Consider the following 14,884-nt stretch of genomic DNA (forward strand, 5'->3'; position numbering starts at 1 on the left):
GAATGAAAAAAGGGGCACAAAGGCCCCTTTATTGTTTATTAATTCGCCTTAGGTATCTATTTTGGCATATTTAGCATTCTTCTCAATAAACTCTCTTCTTGGAGCTACCTCATCCCCCATCAACATGCTAAATAAGTGATCGGCCTCTGCGGCAGAATCGATGGTCACTTGCTTAATGGTTCTCACGGAAGGATCCATGGTGGTGGTCCACAGCTGCTCCGGGTTCATCTCACCAAGACCTTTGTATCGCTGAATCCCGACACTGTCTTCCTTTCCATCCTTGGCCATTTCCTTGGTCAATTGCTGACGCTCTTCTTCTGTCCAGCAGTACCGCTCGTCTTTCCCTCTCTTCAACAAATAAAGAGGTGGCAATGCGATGTATACGTATCCATTTTCGATCAAGGATCTCATATACCTAAAGAACAGCGTCAAAATCAAGGTCCTAATGTGAGATCCATCGATATCGGCATCCGTCATGATGATAATCTTATGATATCTCAAGTTGGATAAATCAAGCTCTTTGTCATCATTGACCGTTCCGAACTTCACACCGAGTGCAGTCAGGATATTCTTGATTTCATCGTTATCGTAGATCTTATGCTCATGCGCCTTTTCCACGTTCAGGATCTTTCCTTTCAAAGGTAAGATGGCTTGGAAATCACGGTCACGACCTTGCTTGGCAGATCCCCCTGCGGAGTCCCCTTCGACCAGGTAAAGTTCACAAATAGAAGGATCAGAATTCGCGCAATCGGCAAGTTTACCGGGTAGACCTCCGCCTCCCAGGACATTCTTTCGCTGCACCATTTCACGGGCTTTTCTAGCCGCATGTCTGGCCTGTGCAGCAAGGATCACTTTTCCTACGATGATTTTAGCCTCTTTCGGATGTTCTTCCAACCAGAACTGCAAGGTATCTGAAACCGCAGAATCCACGGCACCTACTACATCCGAGTTGCCTAATTTTGTTTTGGTCTGCCCTTCAAACTGAGGCTCTGCAACCTTCACAGAGATCACCGCTGTCAATCCTTCCCTAAAGTCATCCCCGGAAACATCAATCTTCAGTTTATCCAGCATCCCGGACTTATCTGCATAGGACTTCAATGTTCGGGTCAATGCTCTTCTAAATCCGGTGACATGTGTTCCACCTTCATAGGTGTTGATGGTGTTGACATAGGAAACCACATTTTCAGAGTAGGACGTGTTGTAATTCATGGCTACCTGAACAGGTACTGAATTGAACTCTCCTTCGATGTAAATGGGTGCTTCAATGATCTTCTCACGGGTATTGTCCAAGTATTGAACAAATTCAACCAACCCTCCTTCAGAGAAAAACTCATCAGACCTTGCATTGCCATCCTCTTCGATTTCTCTCAGATCTTTCAAAAAGATTCTGATTCCGGCATTCAGGAATGCCATTTCTCTTAATCGGTTGGCAATGGTTTCATACTTGAATTCAGTATGGGTAAAGATGGATGCGTCAGGCTTGAAGTGAATCATGGTCCCCCTCTTATCGGTTGTACCCACCTGTTTGGCAGGATACTGAGGAACCCCAATCTTAAACTCCTGCTCGGTGATGACTCCATCTCTGTACACAGTGGCCTTCAAATCCGTAGAAAGGGCATTCACACAGGAAACCCCTACACCGTGCAATCCACCGGACACTTTGTAAGTATCTTTGTCAAACTTACCCCCGGCATGAAGGACCGTCAATACCACTTCCAATGCGGATTTTTGCTCTTTTTCGTGCCAGTCTGTTGGAATACCCCGACCATTGTCTTCCACCGTGATGGAATTGTCGGTATTCACAGTCACATGGATCGTGTCGCAATGTCCTGCAAGTGCCTCATCAATGGAGTTATCAACTACTTCCCATATCAGGTGATGGAGACCTTTGACACCGACATCGCCGATATACATAGCAGGCCTTTTCCGCACTGCTTCCAAACCTTCCAATACTTGGATGTTCCCTGCACCGTAATTCGCGGGTTTATTAGCTTTTTCTTCACTCATATTTTCTGGAGAAAACCCTCAAAAAGGGCTATAGAAAGGTGATTTTGTGTTCGTTTAAAGAATACGCAAGATAGAAAAAAAAAGTGACTTAACCCAGCTTTTTTGAAGGCTCAAAATGTCATTTTGAAAGCTCCTAAACTCGGTTTATTACTGCCTGATTTTCAGTACTGTCCAGAGCTGACCATGACCAAGGTACAACCATTGATACATTCAATGCCCTGCTTCTCTGCCCGCTCCTTCAAAGAGGGGTTCTCCGCTCCGGGATTAAAAATAATCCGTTGAGGTGCCAAGGATAAAAAATAGTCCTCCCATTCCTGTTGGTTCCCCGCGTTTAAATACAAGGTGATGGTATGAATTCCTTGGAGCGCCGGCTTGTTGCCCAAGGGTAAAATATCCTTTCCCAATACCGTTCCATTCTTGATACTGATGGGTATAAATGGAATATGGGCCCGATCCAGAAATACGGCAGCAGTATAGGCATACCTAGTTGGATCAGGGGTGGCTCCGGCGATTAACGTGGTTTTATTTTTCTCTGCTTCCATACACCCTGTCCCGCTCAAATGTATCCATATGCCGGTGCTTTTTGGTTTCGTAGATATCCTCCAAGGTAATCAATATCCCCGTTTCCTCTACCTCTCCAAATTCATCGTTCATCGCGGTACCAAAAGTCATCATGGTAGGCGAAAGATTCATGTAAGTATTGATCAAAGGAGGTATGTTTTCACCATATCCCCTCACTCTTGAATTCAAGACTTTATACCCTTCCTTGTAAGGCAATCCCTCAAATGGATTCCCCTGAGAAGGCAAATCAGATTCATAACCCAACTGAATTTCCGGCTTGGGTGTCACCAGGGATTCCTTATCTGGAAAATAATGATTCATGAACATCAGCAACAAATCCCTGGCTTCCCGGTGATAATGGGGATACATGGTCACTTTCCCAAATAAGTACTTTACCTCCGGATTGAGCAACACCACAGCACCTAATCCATCCCAGAGATTATCCAAACTGAAAATCCCTTTTCTATTATCTATACTTGGCTGATACTTAGGCTGTACAAAAGATCTACCTAATTCTATGGTATAAGGAAGGAAATCCTGGATAAACTTTTCGGAAAAATCAAATAGATGCGTGGTTGAAAGGTTGATAGTCCCGTCTTCTCCAATTGCTTTTTTACAATTGATCAATCGATATCCCGCAACTATTTCTTCATCCTCCGCACTCCATGTGATCAATTGATCATAGCAGTTTTCGCAGGTATCATTTTCATCCAGATCCAATTCCAGCCCAGTTCCTCCCCCTGCGGCTCTAAATGTCAGCTCCCTCAGCCTGCCTATTTCTCTCACCACATGGGGAGCATTGTGAATATTTACCAAAAAGACCAGATTATCCCCATTGTTCGCATACCGAAGAAACCGTTCTTCAGTAAGTTCGGCTTTGATCAAAGCTCTGTCCACTGGAGGAATAATGTCTGCTTCCTTACTCATGTTTTTCCTAATTTGTATACCAATTCCTTCACCTGCAAGGCCCATTGTGCATCGGTCTTACTTGAATCCAAATTTTGATAAGGAATTGCCTCACCAAAATGGATGGTCACTTTTTTACCTTGCTGCTGGTACATTTCATCTGCAAGGTAAAACATTTCAATATTTGCCTGAATCCCGATTTTCTTTCTCCAATTGGCCAAATTGTAAAAAAACTTCGAATTCTTCCCTTCAATGAAGCAAGGAATAATATTTTTTTTATACTTTTTTGACTTGGTCACGAAACTTTTCTTCCAAATCAAATCACGAATGCCTTCCTCGGATTTTCTCGATACCAATCCTGCAGGAAATACCATCACGGCATATTCTTCGGCATATACCTGATCAATATTATCTAAAATCTTCTGGGAGTTTTTCCCCAGTTTATTCACCGGAACAAACATGGGCTGAAAATTCTCAAAAGACATTAATAAGTCATTGACCAAGAAACGAATATCCTTTCTGATCTTGCCTACGGCATACATCAACGCGATTCCGTCGATCCCTCCCAGGGGATGATTTGCAGCAATGATCACCCCTCCGGTTTTTGGAATGTGCTCAGCGCCTTTTAATACTACCTCTATTTTTAACTCGTCGATGACAGCATCCACGAAGTCCATTCCTTTTAAATGATGGATCCTGCCCATTATTTCATTGAGCCAATCCTCATGAATCACATTTCGTATATAAGAAATCACAAATCCTGGAAGCCATTTCAATAGCGTAGGATTCTTTTCTTTGATCACTTTCTTTACATCGATAAATTTATCGGGCATGGGGCAATTATCTCTTGACAAGAGATCAAATCGAACTAAGGCAACTCAATCTCCTAGAAAAATAAGTTTAAAAATAAGAAAAAACAGAGTTTTTAAAGCTTTAGATTGAAACTTTACCACTAGTGCTCTGAAAACCAATTAACTTAATTTCTTATTCAACCTAATTGAAATCAACGATGAATCTAGTCATAACAGGAAGTACTTCGGGTATTGGATTGGAAACAGTAAAAGCGCTCTATCCCCTATTCGATAAACTGATCCTTCCGGTGAGAAATCTAGAGAAGGCAAAAAAACTGGTTTCACAATTTGACCATCCCGAAAAGTTTGACTGTCTGAAAATGGATTTGAGTTCCATGGAAAGCGTCCATCAGGCCGGCAAACACATTGCAGATTCCTATGATCAAATCGATCTTCTGATCAATAATGCCGGGGGAATGTTTCCAAAGGGCAAAAAAACCAAAGAGGGGCTGGATTGGTCATTTGCTGTCAACCATTTAGGGCATTTTCATTTAAGTCAATTGCTTCTCCAAAACTTGATCCGGGCGAAAGGAAAACTCGTGTTTGTCAGCTCAGAATTCCATAGAATGGGATCAGTCAAGCTCCATGACTTGGGGCTTCATACGAGCTCCAGTAGCTGGAAGAACTACAGCGACGCCAAACTATATAATATCCTGACAAGCAATCAATTCCATTCCATGTACTCGGAAAAAGGTTTAGCTTCCTATTCCCTCCACCCCGGAGCAGTCAACACCTCTTTTGGCTCTGAGTCAGACCCATTGTCCAAAATTTTCATAACGATCACCAAGCCCTTCTTTATCAGTCCACAAAAAGGGGCTGAAACCTCCATTTTTCTCGCAAAATCCAATAAGGATGAACTTCAATCGGGAGGTTATTATGATAAAAAGAAACTTAAAAGCCCAAGTTCAAAGGCCAAGGATGCTGCGTTACAGGATAAACTTTACGATTTCAGTCTTCAACAGTTGGAAGAAATCCTTTCCTGATTATTTCCCTATTTTTGCATACTGAATTAAAAAGGCATGCAAGAAGAAACCATTCTATCACTTAGCCCTTCTGAATGGGCAGATTATGAACTTATAGACACAGGGGGATTTGAGAAGTTGGAACGGTTCGGACAATTTATTTTAAGTAGACCTGAGCCACAGGCGATTTGGGATAAATCACTTTCTGAGGGAGAATGGAAACAACAAGCCCATGCCCATTTCGCCAAGGAAAAAAACAACCCTGAAAAAGGAAAATGGGAGCAACTGAAAAAGATGCCCCATAACTGGGCCATCAGCTATGCCAATCCGGAAGGATTGAACATCCAATTGAACCTTGCCCAAACTTCATTTAAACACATCGGTCTGTTTCCTGAACAGGCAGTAAACTGGGATTACCTCTATACAAAAATCAAATCTTGCCCGGTAGAAAAACCGAAAGTCCTGAACTTATTTGCCTATACAGGCGCTGCTTCTGTAGCTGCAAGGGCAGCTGGCGCGGAAGTCACGCATTTGGATTCCGTCAAACAAGTGGTCACTTGGTCGAGACATAATATGGAATCCTCAGGATTGGAAGGAATCAGGTGGATCATTGATGATGCCATGAAATTCATCAAGCGAGAAGCCAGAAGAGGGAATATCTACCAAGGGATCATCTTGGACCCTCCTGCTTATGGCCGAGGTCCTGACGGTGAAAAATGGGTATTGGAGGAACAGATCAATGAGATGCTGAAAGTATGCGCAGAGATCTTGGATAAGGAAAACCACTTCCTTATTCTCAATATGTATTCCCTGAGCTTTTCCTCCCTGATCGCTGCAAATTTGATCAAAACGAATTTTGATGCTGTGAAAAATGCGGAACATGGGGAATTGTATTTAAATGACCGGTTCGACAAAAAATTACCGCTGGGCATTTTCTTCAGATTTTCTAGTTATTGAACCCTATCTATTCATGAATAATAGACAACTATTTCTTCAACATTTAGCACAAACCACTGACTTCCCTCTATTGATTGAAGTAGAAAAAGCGGAAGGAGTTTATTTACATGGCCCAAATGGTGAAAAATATATTGATCTCATTTCAGGTATCGGAGTAAGCAATGTAGGACATAGACATCCAAAAGTGTTGGAAGCCATTCAGGCCCAACTCGATAAATACCTGCACCTGATGGTATATGGGGAATATGTACAAAGCCCTCAGACCAAATTGGCGGAAGCTCTTTGTAAAACGCTACCCCCACATTTAGACAATGTGTATTTGGTCAACAGCGGATCTGAGGCGATAGAAGGTGCTTTAAAATTGGCAAAAAGATATACCGGCAAAAGAAACATCATTTCTTGTGTCAATGCCTACCATGGGAGTTCCCATGGCGCATTGAGTGTAGGGGGAAATGAAATTTTCAAAAGGGCCTATAGACCCTTACTTCCCGGTGTCACCAATATTCACTATGGCGCATTGGCTGATTTGGAACAGATCAATCCCGATACTGCCGCTGTGGTCATGGAGACCATCCAAGGGGAAGCCGGAATCCGAGTGGGAACCAAGGACTATTTCCAGGCGCTCAGAAAGAAATGCGATGAAATGGGTGCGCTCTTGATTCTGGATGAAATTCAGGCAGGATTCGGAAGGACCGGGAAATTCTGGGCATTTGAACATTTTGAGATCGTCCCGGATATTATTGTTTGTGCCAAAGGGATGGGGGGAGGAATGCCCATTGGAGCTTTTATAGCCAACAAAGAAGTGATGGGGGTATTTAAAAACAATCCTTTACTGGGCCATATCACCACGTTTGGCGGACACCCTGTCTCCGCTGCAGCCAGTATTGCAACCATAGAAGTTTTAAAAAACGAGTCCCTGATAGAACAGGTAGAAGGAAAGGCCAACCTGATCAAATCCTTACTGATTCATCCTAAGATTCAAGAAATCAGAAACAAAGGACTGATGATGGCGGTAAAATTTGAATCTTTTGAAGTATTGAAACCAATCATCGACCGGGCAATAGCGCTTGGAGTGATTACAGATTGGTTTCTGTTTTGTGATGACTCCATGCGGATTGCACCCCCGTTGACCATCACTGAAGAGGAACTCAAAAAAGCCTGCCAACTCATCCTGCAGGCGATCGAAGCCTCCTAAAAAAAAGCAAGGTCTGGATGGATTTCCAGACCTTGCTTTTATACGATACCTTTCTCGGGATGCTTTCCGGTAACGGTCCTTCCAAAGGCTTTTAATTCTTCAATTTGTGCATCCATATTACCATCAGGATAGATACAAGGTCCTATTCCTGCTTCCTTCTTTTTATAATCCAGATACCCCACTACAATGGGAACATTGGCCCCTAAGGCAATATGATAAAATCCGGACTTCCATTTTTTCACTTGTGAACGGGTTCCTTCAGGTGTGACCATGATCACCAATTCATCCCGCTCTTTAAGCATGTTCACCATGGCTTCAGTATAGGTTTGCTTTCGCCCCCCAGGGATCCTTTTTCTGTCAATTCCTATTGCCCCCAAGCCTGATAGCAGCCATCCCAAAGGGCCTACCATTACTTCTTTCTTGATGGTAAATCTGACCGGGATATCCATCAGGAAAAATGCAGCTCTTGCATATAAAATATCCCAATTGGAAGTATGGGGGATTGCAATTAAGACCGCCTTTTTTAACCCTTCAGGCCAGTTGGCATTCAAGGACCAGCCCGAAATCCAAAACACAAAGCGGGACAATAACTTCATCATATGATTACTTTTTACTCTTTTTTAGTTGCCAGCTCCAAAATTGCAGGATTTTCGTCAATATATTGTAATGCCTGTTCATAACCTGCCTGAAATAATTCTGGCGCCTTTTTGATATCGAAGACTCCATATTTGCCCAAGCCCGGTGCTTCTATAAAAAAATCACATTTGGACTTCCTGCTGTAAACATTGTAGTTCATGGACATGATAACGGACCGCTCGATCAGGCTTTTCATATTCCTGATATTGCTTTCCTCAGGCAAATGGTTGCAATTGATCCCAATCACAAAGTCACAGATCCCTTCCAATGGTTCAACCGGAAGATTATTCAGAACTCCTCCATCGACGAAAAATTTATCCCCGATCACAATCGGGTCAAACATTCCTGGAATACAGGAAGAAGCAAGAATTGGAGGAATTAATTCTCCTTCTGAAAAATAGATGACTTTCCCTTTTTTGATATCTGTGGCAGCTACTGTCAAAGGAATTTGTAATTCACTGAAATTATTGTGCTTCAGATACAGCTTGAACAATTCCCCCACGGAATTCATCTTTAAGAAACCCGTAAGGGATATGGCGGGACGCATAAACTTAAAGTAATTGGTCTCCACTATGATCTTTAGTACTTCCTCTGGTTGATAACCATTGCAATACATCGCCCCTGCTATGGCTCCAGCTGAGGTGCCGCTCACTTTGGTCGGGAATATTCCTGCCTCATTCAATCCCTTGAGAACTCCCAAATGAGAAATCCCTCTTACACCTCCCCCAGATAACGCAATCCCAACTTTTAAATCAGATTTCATGAAGCTTGAAAGTTTGATCCAACCTCACTCCTTTTTCGGTCATTTTAACGGTGCAACACTCATGGACAGGGTCATGCTCCAGGAACAGTATATACTTTTCCCGTGCCGCTTCTTCCAAAAATTGGGCTTTCTCATCCATGGTTAGTAATGGCCTGGTATCATATCCCATCACATAAGGCAACGGAATATGCCCTACCGAAGGCAATAAATCTGCCACAAAGACCAAAGTCCTTCCTTTGTATTGGATCTTTGGAAGCATTTGTTTGTCGGTATGCCCATCTACTGTAATAAAGTCAAACCCCTCAAAAAGTGAAGGTTTTTCCAGATCGACAAAATCCAGTTGACCCATTTCTTCCATAGGTAGGATATTTTCCTTCAAAAAGGATGCTTTCTCCCTGGGATTCGGAACGGTAGCCCATTTCCAATGGGCTTTATTGGACCAGTAGGTTGCTCTTGGAAAAGTCATTTCATATTGGCCGTGGGAACCATAACCGACTCCCCCACCACAATGATCAAAATGCAAATGTGTCAGAAAATTATCCGTGATATCAGTGGGATGAACCCCTAACTTCAATAGATTTCCTTTCAGGGAATCCTCCCCATGTAGATAATAATGGGAGAAAAACTTGGCATCCTGTTTATCGCCAATCCCATTATCAATCAATACCACCCTGTTTCCTTGAACCACCAAAAGCGATCTCATTGCCCAGGTGCAAAGATTGTTCTCATCTGCAGCGTTGGTCCTTGACCAAAGGGTCTTAGGAACAACGCCAAACATTGCTCCTCCATCCAACTTAAAAAAACCGGTATTTACTACGTATAAATCCATTTTGTATAGAAAGAAAAAGCCCGGGCTTTTTTAAAAGACCGGGATTCAACTTAGTTACTCAACTACTACGCCCATCGAGCAAAATTTGTCGATGCGCTGTTCAATTCTTTTTTCTGCTTTGATCTTATCCAGCTCTTTTAATGCCTTCACAATAGTTTCCTTCAACGTGAGTGACATCTGTTTCATGTCTTTATGAGCTCCGCCTAAAGGCTCTGGAATGATATCATCGATCAAGCCATTCCCTTTCATGTCTTTCGCTGTCAGCTTCAGAGATTCCGCAGCCTGCTCTTTGTAATCCCAGCTTCTCCACAAAATAGTAGAACAGTTTTCCGGGGAAATCACAGAATACCATGAGTTTTCAAGCATCATCACCCGATCTCCTATCGCAATCCCCAATGCCCCACCTGAAGCTCCCTCTCCTATGATAATACATATCACAGGGACTTTCAGCATGAACATCTCTTTCAAATTTCTGGCAATTGCTTCTCCTTGCCCTCTTTCTTCTGCCTCCAATCCAGGAAAAGCTCCTGGAGTATCAATCAGTGTGACAATTGGCTTGCCGAATTTTTCAGCCATTTTCATCAGACGCAAAGCCTTTCTATACCCCTCGGGATTTGCCATCCCAAAGTTTCTCAATTGGCGTTGTTTTGTGTTTCTACCTTTCTGCTGGCCGATAAACATGACGGTTCTGCCGTCTATATCACCTAAGCCACCTACCATTGCTTTATCATCTGCTACGGTGCGGTCACCATGTAACTCAATAAAATCGTTGGTTATTTCATAGATATAATCTAATGCATAAGGTCGATCTGCATGTCTTGAAAGCTGAACTCTCTGCCAGCGGGTCAAATTTTGAAACGTTTCTTTTTTCAAAGTCAGGATTTTTTCTTCTAAAGACTTTATATCTGAAGTCAAATCTATGTTTCTACCCTGGGCTAAATCCTTCATTTCCTGAAGTTTCTGCTCTAAATCAGCTATTGGTTTTTCGAATTCTAATACCATTCTGGTGATTTTTGGAAGGTTAAAGATAAGCAATATACCCTTGAGAAATAAAATTTTTGCTCAATCACTTTGGAAGCTGTTGATTTTCAAGAGCTATTGTATTCAAAGTCTTTACATAGTTAATTACTTCAATACTACACTAAATCTAAGGACTTCCCAAAGGTCTTTACTTTAGGCTGTTTAAACAAATCTCCTATTCCCTGGATACGCTTGTCAGCTTGGTTTCGGAAATAACTACTCTTCAAAAGGCTTTTTTTAAAAATTTATCTCCTTGAATCAGAAGTCAATACAATTTAACTCATCTTTTTTTTTGTCCTCCTTTTGTAAAAATGATTCAAAAACCTACCTTTGCATCACTCAAAAACGACGGGGATGTGAAATTCATGTTTTCAGGATGTTTTTGAAGTAAACGGAGTGGTAGTTCAGCTGGTTAGAATGCCTGCCTGTCACGCAGGAGGTCGCGGGTTCGAGTCCCGTCCATTCCGCTTAAACCTGATGAAAAAGTCATCATAGATTATTTAAAATATTGGAGTGGTAGTTCAGCTGGTTAGAATGCCTGCCTGTCACGCAGGAGGTCGCGGGTTCGAGTCCCGTCCATTCCGCTTAAAAGCTTCGAGTAACTTCGAGGCTTTTTTTGTTTGTGATCAAACTAAATCATTAGCCGTTTGGCTTCTAACCTCCGAATGCCTGTCCCGAATCATCGGGATGATATTTTTCAACCTATTTCCTTGCTACCTGAGACGATCCGAATGGGGTCAATCTATGGAATCCTTTCCGAATAAAGCATTCGCCATAGTTATTGCTTTTTCGTTTCTTTGATTCCCGGCAACAATACGACACGTAAACCCAAAGTAAATGACCTTCCGAATACTACTTAGCCTCCTCTTTTTAAACTGTATTTCTTCCGTAAATGCTCAGGAACCCAACTCTCCTGTGGATTTGGTCTACCCCTATGTGGACAGTAGTAACTCAAGGTGGTTCTTCTTTAATTCGGCTAACCGTCCCTTCGGAATGGTGAATTTAAGCCCAGACACGGATATTGATGGTGCCTGGGGAAGTGGATATAGATACCAAAGCGATACCATCAAAGGTTTTAGCCATATCCATGCCTGGCAATTGTCTGGGTTATCCGTGCTGCCGCTTGTCAATTTTGACCTGGAATCTTCTAAAGATTTCGGCTCCCCTTTTAGCCATGCCAATGAAATCGTAAAGCCGGGATATCATCAGGTATACCTGGATCGATACGGCGTGAAAGCGGAGCTTACATCCACCTTAAGAACCGGTTTCCATAGATATCATTTCACCGAAACGGGCCAACAGCAAATCTTGATCCGTTTGGGAGGAAAGCTTGGGCCTTCCCAACTAATTGATGGATCCATCACACAGATCTCTCCAACCACCTACCTGGGAACCCTTGTCAATGGAGCTACTTCCCGAAGACCATTTGATACACCGGTTTTCTTTGCCATCCAATTGAACAGAGCGGTTCAATCGCATATCGGTTGGAATGCCAAGGAAGTAAGCGCAGACCTGGAACAAATCAAGGGGCCGGATTCCGGACTTATCCTTTCTTTTGATGACCGTTCCGATGAATTGCTGATGAAAGTAGGAATCTCTTATGTCAGTGCGGAGCAGGCCTTGTTGAACCTTGAAACAGAAAACAGCCACTGGGATTTCGATCAGGTAAAGGAAGCATCTTTTACTGAATGGAATAATTACCTGTCCCGAATCCAGGTTTCAGGAGGGACAGAAAAGGCTCAAAGAAGGTTTTACACAGACTTATGGCATGCATTGCAAGGAAGGAGAACCATCAGTGATGTCAATGGCCAATATGCTGACATGACTTCCGGGAAACATCGGATCAAACAGATTCCCTTGGACGCTTCCGGCAAACCGAAGTTCAGGCATTTCAATTCGGATTCATTTTGGGGAGCACAATGGACCCTCAACACACTATGGCATTTGGTCTACCCGGAAATTACGGAGGAGTTTGTCAATTCCATGTTGCAATACTATCAAGATGGAGGATTGATTCCCAGAGGCCCTTCAGGCGGGAACTACACCTATGTCATGACGGGAGCCTCCAGCACTCCTTTTATCGTCAGTGCATATCAAAAAGGAATCAAGGGTTTTGATATTGAAATGGCTTACGAGGGCCTGAAGAAAAACCATCGCCCAGGGGGCATCATGGAAAAAGCCGGGTATGAGCACAAAACCAATTTGGGAGGAGGGTTTCAATACTATTTGAAGAATGGATATGTGCCTTGGCCAATTCCAGAAGGTCGTTTTGGTGCACACCAGGATGGACCAAGCCTTACCTTGGAATATGCCTATCAAGATTGGACGCTGGCTCAATTGGCAAAAGCATTGGGAGACCAAGCCGCCTATAAGGAGTTTTACCAGCGTTCTTTCAACTATAAAAACACATTTGATCCCGAAACAGGCTGGATGAGGCCGAGAAATGTTTCCGGAGCCTGGAAAACTCCATTCGATCCCTATGATTACAATGCAGGGTTCAACGAAGCCAATGGAAGCCAGGCTACTTGGTTTGTACCCCATGATTTAGAGGGGCTGGCAGCACTGATGGGAGGAAAAGACCAGGCCATTCAACGATTAAATGAATCTTTTGAGCAAGCCGAGAAACAAGGGTTTACTTCTGGAACCTCGCATTCCCAGGAAGCTCATCCAGAATATCGAAGAATCCCTATCAATTATGGAAACCAACCTTCCATTCAGACCGCCTTTATTTTTCAAAAATTGGGAAGACCTGATCTGACCCACTATTGGACCAGGGCTATCGTGAACAAAGTATACGCTGAATTAAGTCCTGATTCCGGATACAATGGGGATGAAGACCAGGGCCTCATGGGAAGCCTGGCGGTACTGATGAAAATTGGTCTTTTTCAGATGAATGGTGGCACAGAAGCAAATCCTTCTTACCAACTTGGCAGCCCAATTTTTGATGAGGTGCTCATTCATCTTCATCCCAATTATTATCCTGGCAAGGAATTCACAATCCGCACCTTACATAATAGCCCAAACAGCTTTTATGTAAAATCTGGAGTATTTAATGAGCAGCCACTGAAGGAATTGGAATTGACGCATCAAGAGATCATCCAAGGAGGAACCTTGGTTTTGGAAATGAGTGAGAAGGCGAACTAAGCAAGTTCGCCACTCAAACTTTTTTCCCAGTTCCAGGAATCCCGAAGAGAATCCTCCAAAGAATATTGAGGATACCAGCCTAACACTTGGTTGATTTTTTGGGTATCCGCCCAGATTTTAACCACATCTCCAGGTCTTCTTGGACCAATGGTATAATTGAGCTTCAGGTCATTGACCTTTTCGAAGGTCTTGATGATCTCCAAAACGGAGTTCCCGTTTCCTGTTCCCACATTGAACACATCGTAAAAGCAATCGGCTTGCTTTTCCAGATAGGCCAACGCTTTCACATGGGCATTCGCCAAATCCATCACATGGATAAAATCCCTGATGCAGCTACCATCTACGGTATCATAATCATCTCCAAATACTGTGATTTTTTCCCTGATTCCAGCCGCAGTTTGGGTGACAAAGGGAACCAAATTATTTGGGGTACCATTCGGCAGCTCTCCGATTTTCGCACTGGGGTGCGCACCTACCGGATTAAAATAGCGGAGGGAAACCACTCTCACTTTCGCCTTACTTTTCACAAAATCCACCAGGATATCTTCACAGATTTTTTTGGTATTGCCATATGGGCTTTCCGCATCTTTGCGCGGTGTTTCTTCCGTAACCGGAAGTTGATCTGGCTGGCCATACACGGTACAGGAAGAGGAAAACACGATGTTTTTGACTCCCTTTTGCTGCATGAAATCGAGTAAAACAGTCAATGAGCCCACATTATTCTGATAATACTTCAACGGAAATTGAGTGCTCTCCCCTACCGCCTTAAAGGCCGCAAAATGGATTACTCCCTCAAAAGCATGCGCTGCATAAACGCTTTCCAAAACCTCTTTGTCATTACAATCTCCTTCGAAATAAATAACATCTTTTCCGAGTATTTCGGACAATCTGTTGATGACATTTGGATTGGAATTCGAAAAATCGTCCAAAATTATGGGCTCATACCCAGCTTTGACAAGTTCCACAGCGGTATGCGAGCCAATGTATCCAGCTCCTCCAGTGATTAAAATCTTTTTCATCTTCTTAAAAATTTACTGAAGCAAAACTATCTAA

13 protein-coding genes and 2 tRNA genes are annotated in these 14,884 nt (G+C 43.0%); 6 read left to right on the top strand and 9 right to left on the bottom strand.

From position 1 onward, the window contains the following. Nucleotides 1-48: 48 nt before the first annotated feature. The 4 genes from gyrB to BUR11_RS09010 all read right to left on the bottom strand — a co-directional run bounded on the left by gyrB (nucleotide 49) and on the right by BUR11_RS09010 (nucleotide 4,307). The gene (gene gyrB / locus BUR11_RS08995; RefSeq protein WP_074224499.1) at nucleotides 49-2,007 is read right to left on the bottom strand and encodes a DNA topoisomerase (ATP-hydrolyzing) subunit B; all 1,959 of its coding nucleotides are present in this window, start codon (nucleotides 2,005-2,007) and stop codon (nucleotides 49-51) included. Between the two features lie 161 nt (nucleotides 2,008-2,168). After that, complete coding sequence (locus BUR11_RS09000; RefSeq protein ID WP_074224500.1) at nucleotides 2,169-2,549, bottom strand: CoA-binding protein; 381 nt, start codon at nucleotides 2,547-2,549, stop codon at nucleotides 2,169-2,171. Further along, the gene (locus BUR11_RS09005) at nucleotides 2,530-3,495 is read right to left on the bottom strand and encodes a GNAT family N-acetyltransferase (protein ID WP_074225184.1); all 966 of its coding nucleotides are present in this window, start codon (nucleotides 3,493-3,495) and stop codon (nucleotides 2,530-2,532) included. Before BUR11_RS09005 ends, BUR11_RS09000 begins: the two co-directional genes overlap by 20 nt. Next, nucleotides 3,492-4,307: a 1-acyl-sn-glycerol-3-phosphate acyltransferase gene (locus BUR11_RS09010; RefSeq protein WP_074224501.1), complete on the bottom strand. Its 816-nt coding sequence runs from the start codon at nucleotides 4,305-4,307 to the stop codon at nucleotides 3,492-3,494. Before BUR11_RS09010 ends, BUR11_RS09005 begins: the two co-directional genes overlap by 4 nt. 176 nt (nucleotides 4,308-4,483) lie before the next feature. Between BUR11_RS09010 and BUR11_RS09015 the strand changes: the two genes are divergently transcribed. From BUR11_RS09015 to BUR11_RS09025, 3 genes are read left to right on the top strand one after another with little or no spacing between them, the layout of a single operon-like run. Next, nucleotides 4,484-5,308: an SDR family NAD(P)-dependent oxidoreductase gene (locus BUR11_RS09015; protein ID WP_074224502.1), complete on the top strand. Its 825-nt coding sequence runs from the start codon at nucleotides 4,484-4,486 to the stop codon at nucleotides 5,306-5,308. Between the two features lie 36 nt (nucleotides 5,309-5,344). Continuing rightward, nucleotides 5,345-6,244, top strand: coding sequence for a class I SAM-dependent methyltransferase (locus BUR11_RS09020; protein ID WP_074224503.1), 900 nt, complete (start codon nucleotides 5,345-5,347; stop codon nucleotides 6,242-6,244). A gap of 13 nt (nucleotides 6,245-6,257) precedes the next feature. Next, nucleotides 6,258-7,439, top strand: coding sequence for an aspartate aminotransferase family protein (locus BUR11_RS09025; RefSeq protein ID WP_074224504.1), 1,182 nt, complete (start codon nucleotides 6,258-6,260; stop codon nucleotides 7,437-7,439). 38 nt (nucleotides 7,440-7,477) lie between these two features. On the opposite strand, the gene BUR11_RS09030 is transcribed toward BUR11_RS09025, so the two are convergent. From BUR11_RS09030 to BUR11_RS09045, 4 genes are read right to left on the bottom strand one after another with little or no spacing between them, the layout of a single operon-like run. After that, a complete protein-coding gene (locus tag BUR11_RS09030; protein ID WP_074224505.1) occupies nucleotides 7,478-8,038 on the bottom strand; it encodes a 1-acyl-sn-glycerol-3-phosphate acyltransferase in 561 nt (186 codons plus the stop codon). 11 nt (nucleotides 8,039-8,049) lie between these two features. After that, nucleotides 8,050-8,838, bottom strand: coding sequence for a patatin-like phospholipase family protein (locus tag BUR11_RS09035; RefSeq protein ID WP_074224506.1), 789 nt, complete (start codon nucleotides 8,836-8,838; stop codon nucleotides 8,050-8,052). Continuing rightward, nucleotides 8,828-9,667 (bottom strand): MBL fold metallo-hydrolase, encoded by an 840-nt coding sequence (locus BUR11_RS09040; RefSeq protein ID WP_074224507.1) that lies wholly within the window; start codon nucleotides 9,665-9,667, stop codon nucleotides 8,828-8,830. Before BUR11_RS09040 ends, BUR11_RS09035 begins: the two co-directional genes overlap by 11 nt. A gap of 54 nt (nucleotides 9,668-9,721) precedes the next feature. Further along, complete coding sequence (locus BUR11_RS09045) at nucleotides 9,722-10,669, bottom strand: acetyl-CoA carboxylase carboxyltransferase subunit alpha (RefSeq protein ID WP_074225185.1); 948 nt, start codon at nucleotides 10,667-10,669, stop codon at nucleotides 9,722-9,724. Nucleotides 10,670-11,080: 411 nt separating this feature from the next. Between BUR11_RS09045 and BUR11_RS09050 the strand changes: the two genes are divergently transcribed. From BUR11_RS09050 to BUR11_RS09060, 3 genes are all read left to right on the top strand, one after another. Next, nucleotides 11,081-11,154 (top strand) — tRNA-Asp (locus tag BUR11_RS09050). A 43-nt stretch (nucleotides 11,155-11,197) separates the two neighbouring features. After that, nucleotides 11,198-11,271, top strand: a tRNA-Asp gene (locus BUR11_RS09055). A 253-nt stretch (nucleotides 11,272-11,524) separates the two neighbouring features. After that, nucleotides 11,525-13,831: a GH92 family glycosyl hydrolase gene (locus BUR11_RS09060; RefSeq protein WP_074224508.1), complete on the top strand. Its 2,307-nt coding sequence runs from the start codon at nucleotides 11,525-11,527 to the stop codon at nucleotides 13,829-13,831. On the opposite strand, the gene galE is transcribed toward BUR11_RS09060, so the two are convergent. Beyond that, nucleotides 13,828-14,850: a UDP-glucose 4-epimerase GalE gene (galE, locus tag BUR11_RS09065; RefSeq protein ID WP_074224509.1), complete on the bottom strand. Its 1,023-nt coding sequence runs from the start codon at nucleotides 14,848-14,850 to the stop codon at nucleotides 13,828-13,830. The genes BUR11_RS09060 and galE overlap by 4 nt on opposite strands. Between the last annotated feature and the right edge of the window lie 34 nt (nucleotides 14,851-14,884).

Source organism: Algoriphagus halophilus (genome assembly GCF_900129785.1).
Taxonomy (GTDB): Bacteria; Bacteroidota; Bacteroidia; order Cytophagales; family Cyclobacteriaceae; genus Algoriphagus; species Algoriphagus halophilus.

Coding starts and splice junctions, on each gene's coding strand:
- BUR11_RS09030 (WP_074224505.1), bottom strand. CDS start 8,038: ATGATGAAGTTATTGTCCCGCTTTGTGTTTTGGATTTCGGGCTGGTCC.
- BUR11_RS09045 (WP_074225185.1), bottom strand. CDS start 10,669: ATGGTATTAGAATTCGAAAAACCAATAGCTGATTTAGAGCAGAAACTT.
- BUR11_RS09040 (WP_074224507.1), bottom strand. CDS start 9,667: ATGGATTTATACGTAGTAAATACCGGTTTTTTTAAGTTGGATGGAGGA.
- BUR11_RS09015 (WP_074224502.1), top strand. CDS start 4,484: ATGAATCTAGTCATAACAGGAAGTACTTCGGGTATTGGATTGGAAACA.
- BUR11_RS09020 (WP_074224503.1), top strand. CDS start 5,345: ATGCAAGAAGAAACCATTCTATCACTTAGCCCTTCTGAATGGGCAGAT.
- BUR11_RS09025 (WP_074224504.1), top strand. CDS start 6,258: ATGAATAATAGACAACTATTTCTTCAACATTTAGCACAAACCACTGAC.
- BUR11_RS09000 (WP_074224500.1), bottom strand. CDS start 2,549: ATGGAAGCAGAGAAAAATAAAACCACGTTAATCGCCGGAGCCACCCCT.
- galE (WP_074224509.1), bottom strand. CDS start 14,850: ATGAAAAAGATTTTAATCACTGGAGGAGCTGGATACATTGGCTCGCAT.
- BUR11_RS09035 (WP_074224506.1), bottom strand. CDS start 8,838: ATGAAATCTGATTTAAAAGTTGGGATTGCGTTATCTGGGGGAGGTGTA.
- BUR11_RS09005 (WP_074225184.1), bottom strand. CDS start 3,495: ATGAGTAAGGAAGCAGACATTATTCCTCCAGTGGACAGAGCTTTGATC.
- BUR11_RS09010 (WP_074224501.1), bottom strand. CDS start 4,307: ATGCCCGATAAATTTATCGATGTAAAGAAAGTGATCAAAGAAAAGAAT.
- gyrB (WP_074224499.1), bottom strand. CDS start 2,007: ATGAGTGAAGAAAAAGCTAATAAACCCGCGAATTACGGTGCAGGGAAC.
- BUR11_RS09060 (WP_074224508.1), top strand. CDS start 11,525: ATGACCTTCCGAATACTACTTAGCCTCCTCTTTTTAAACTGTATTTCT.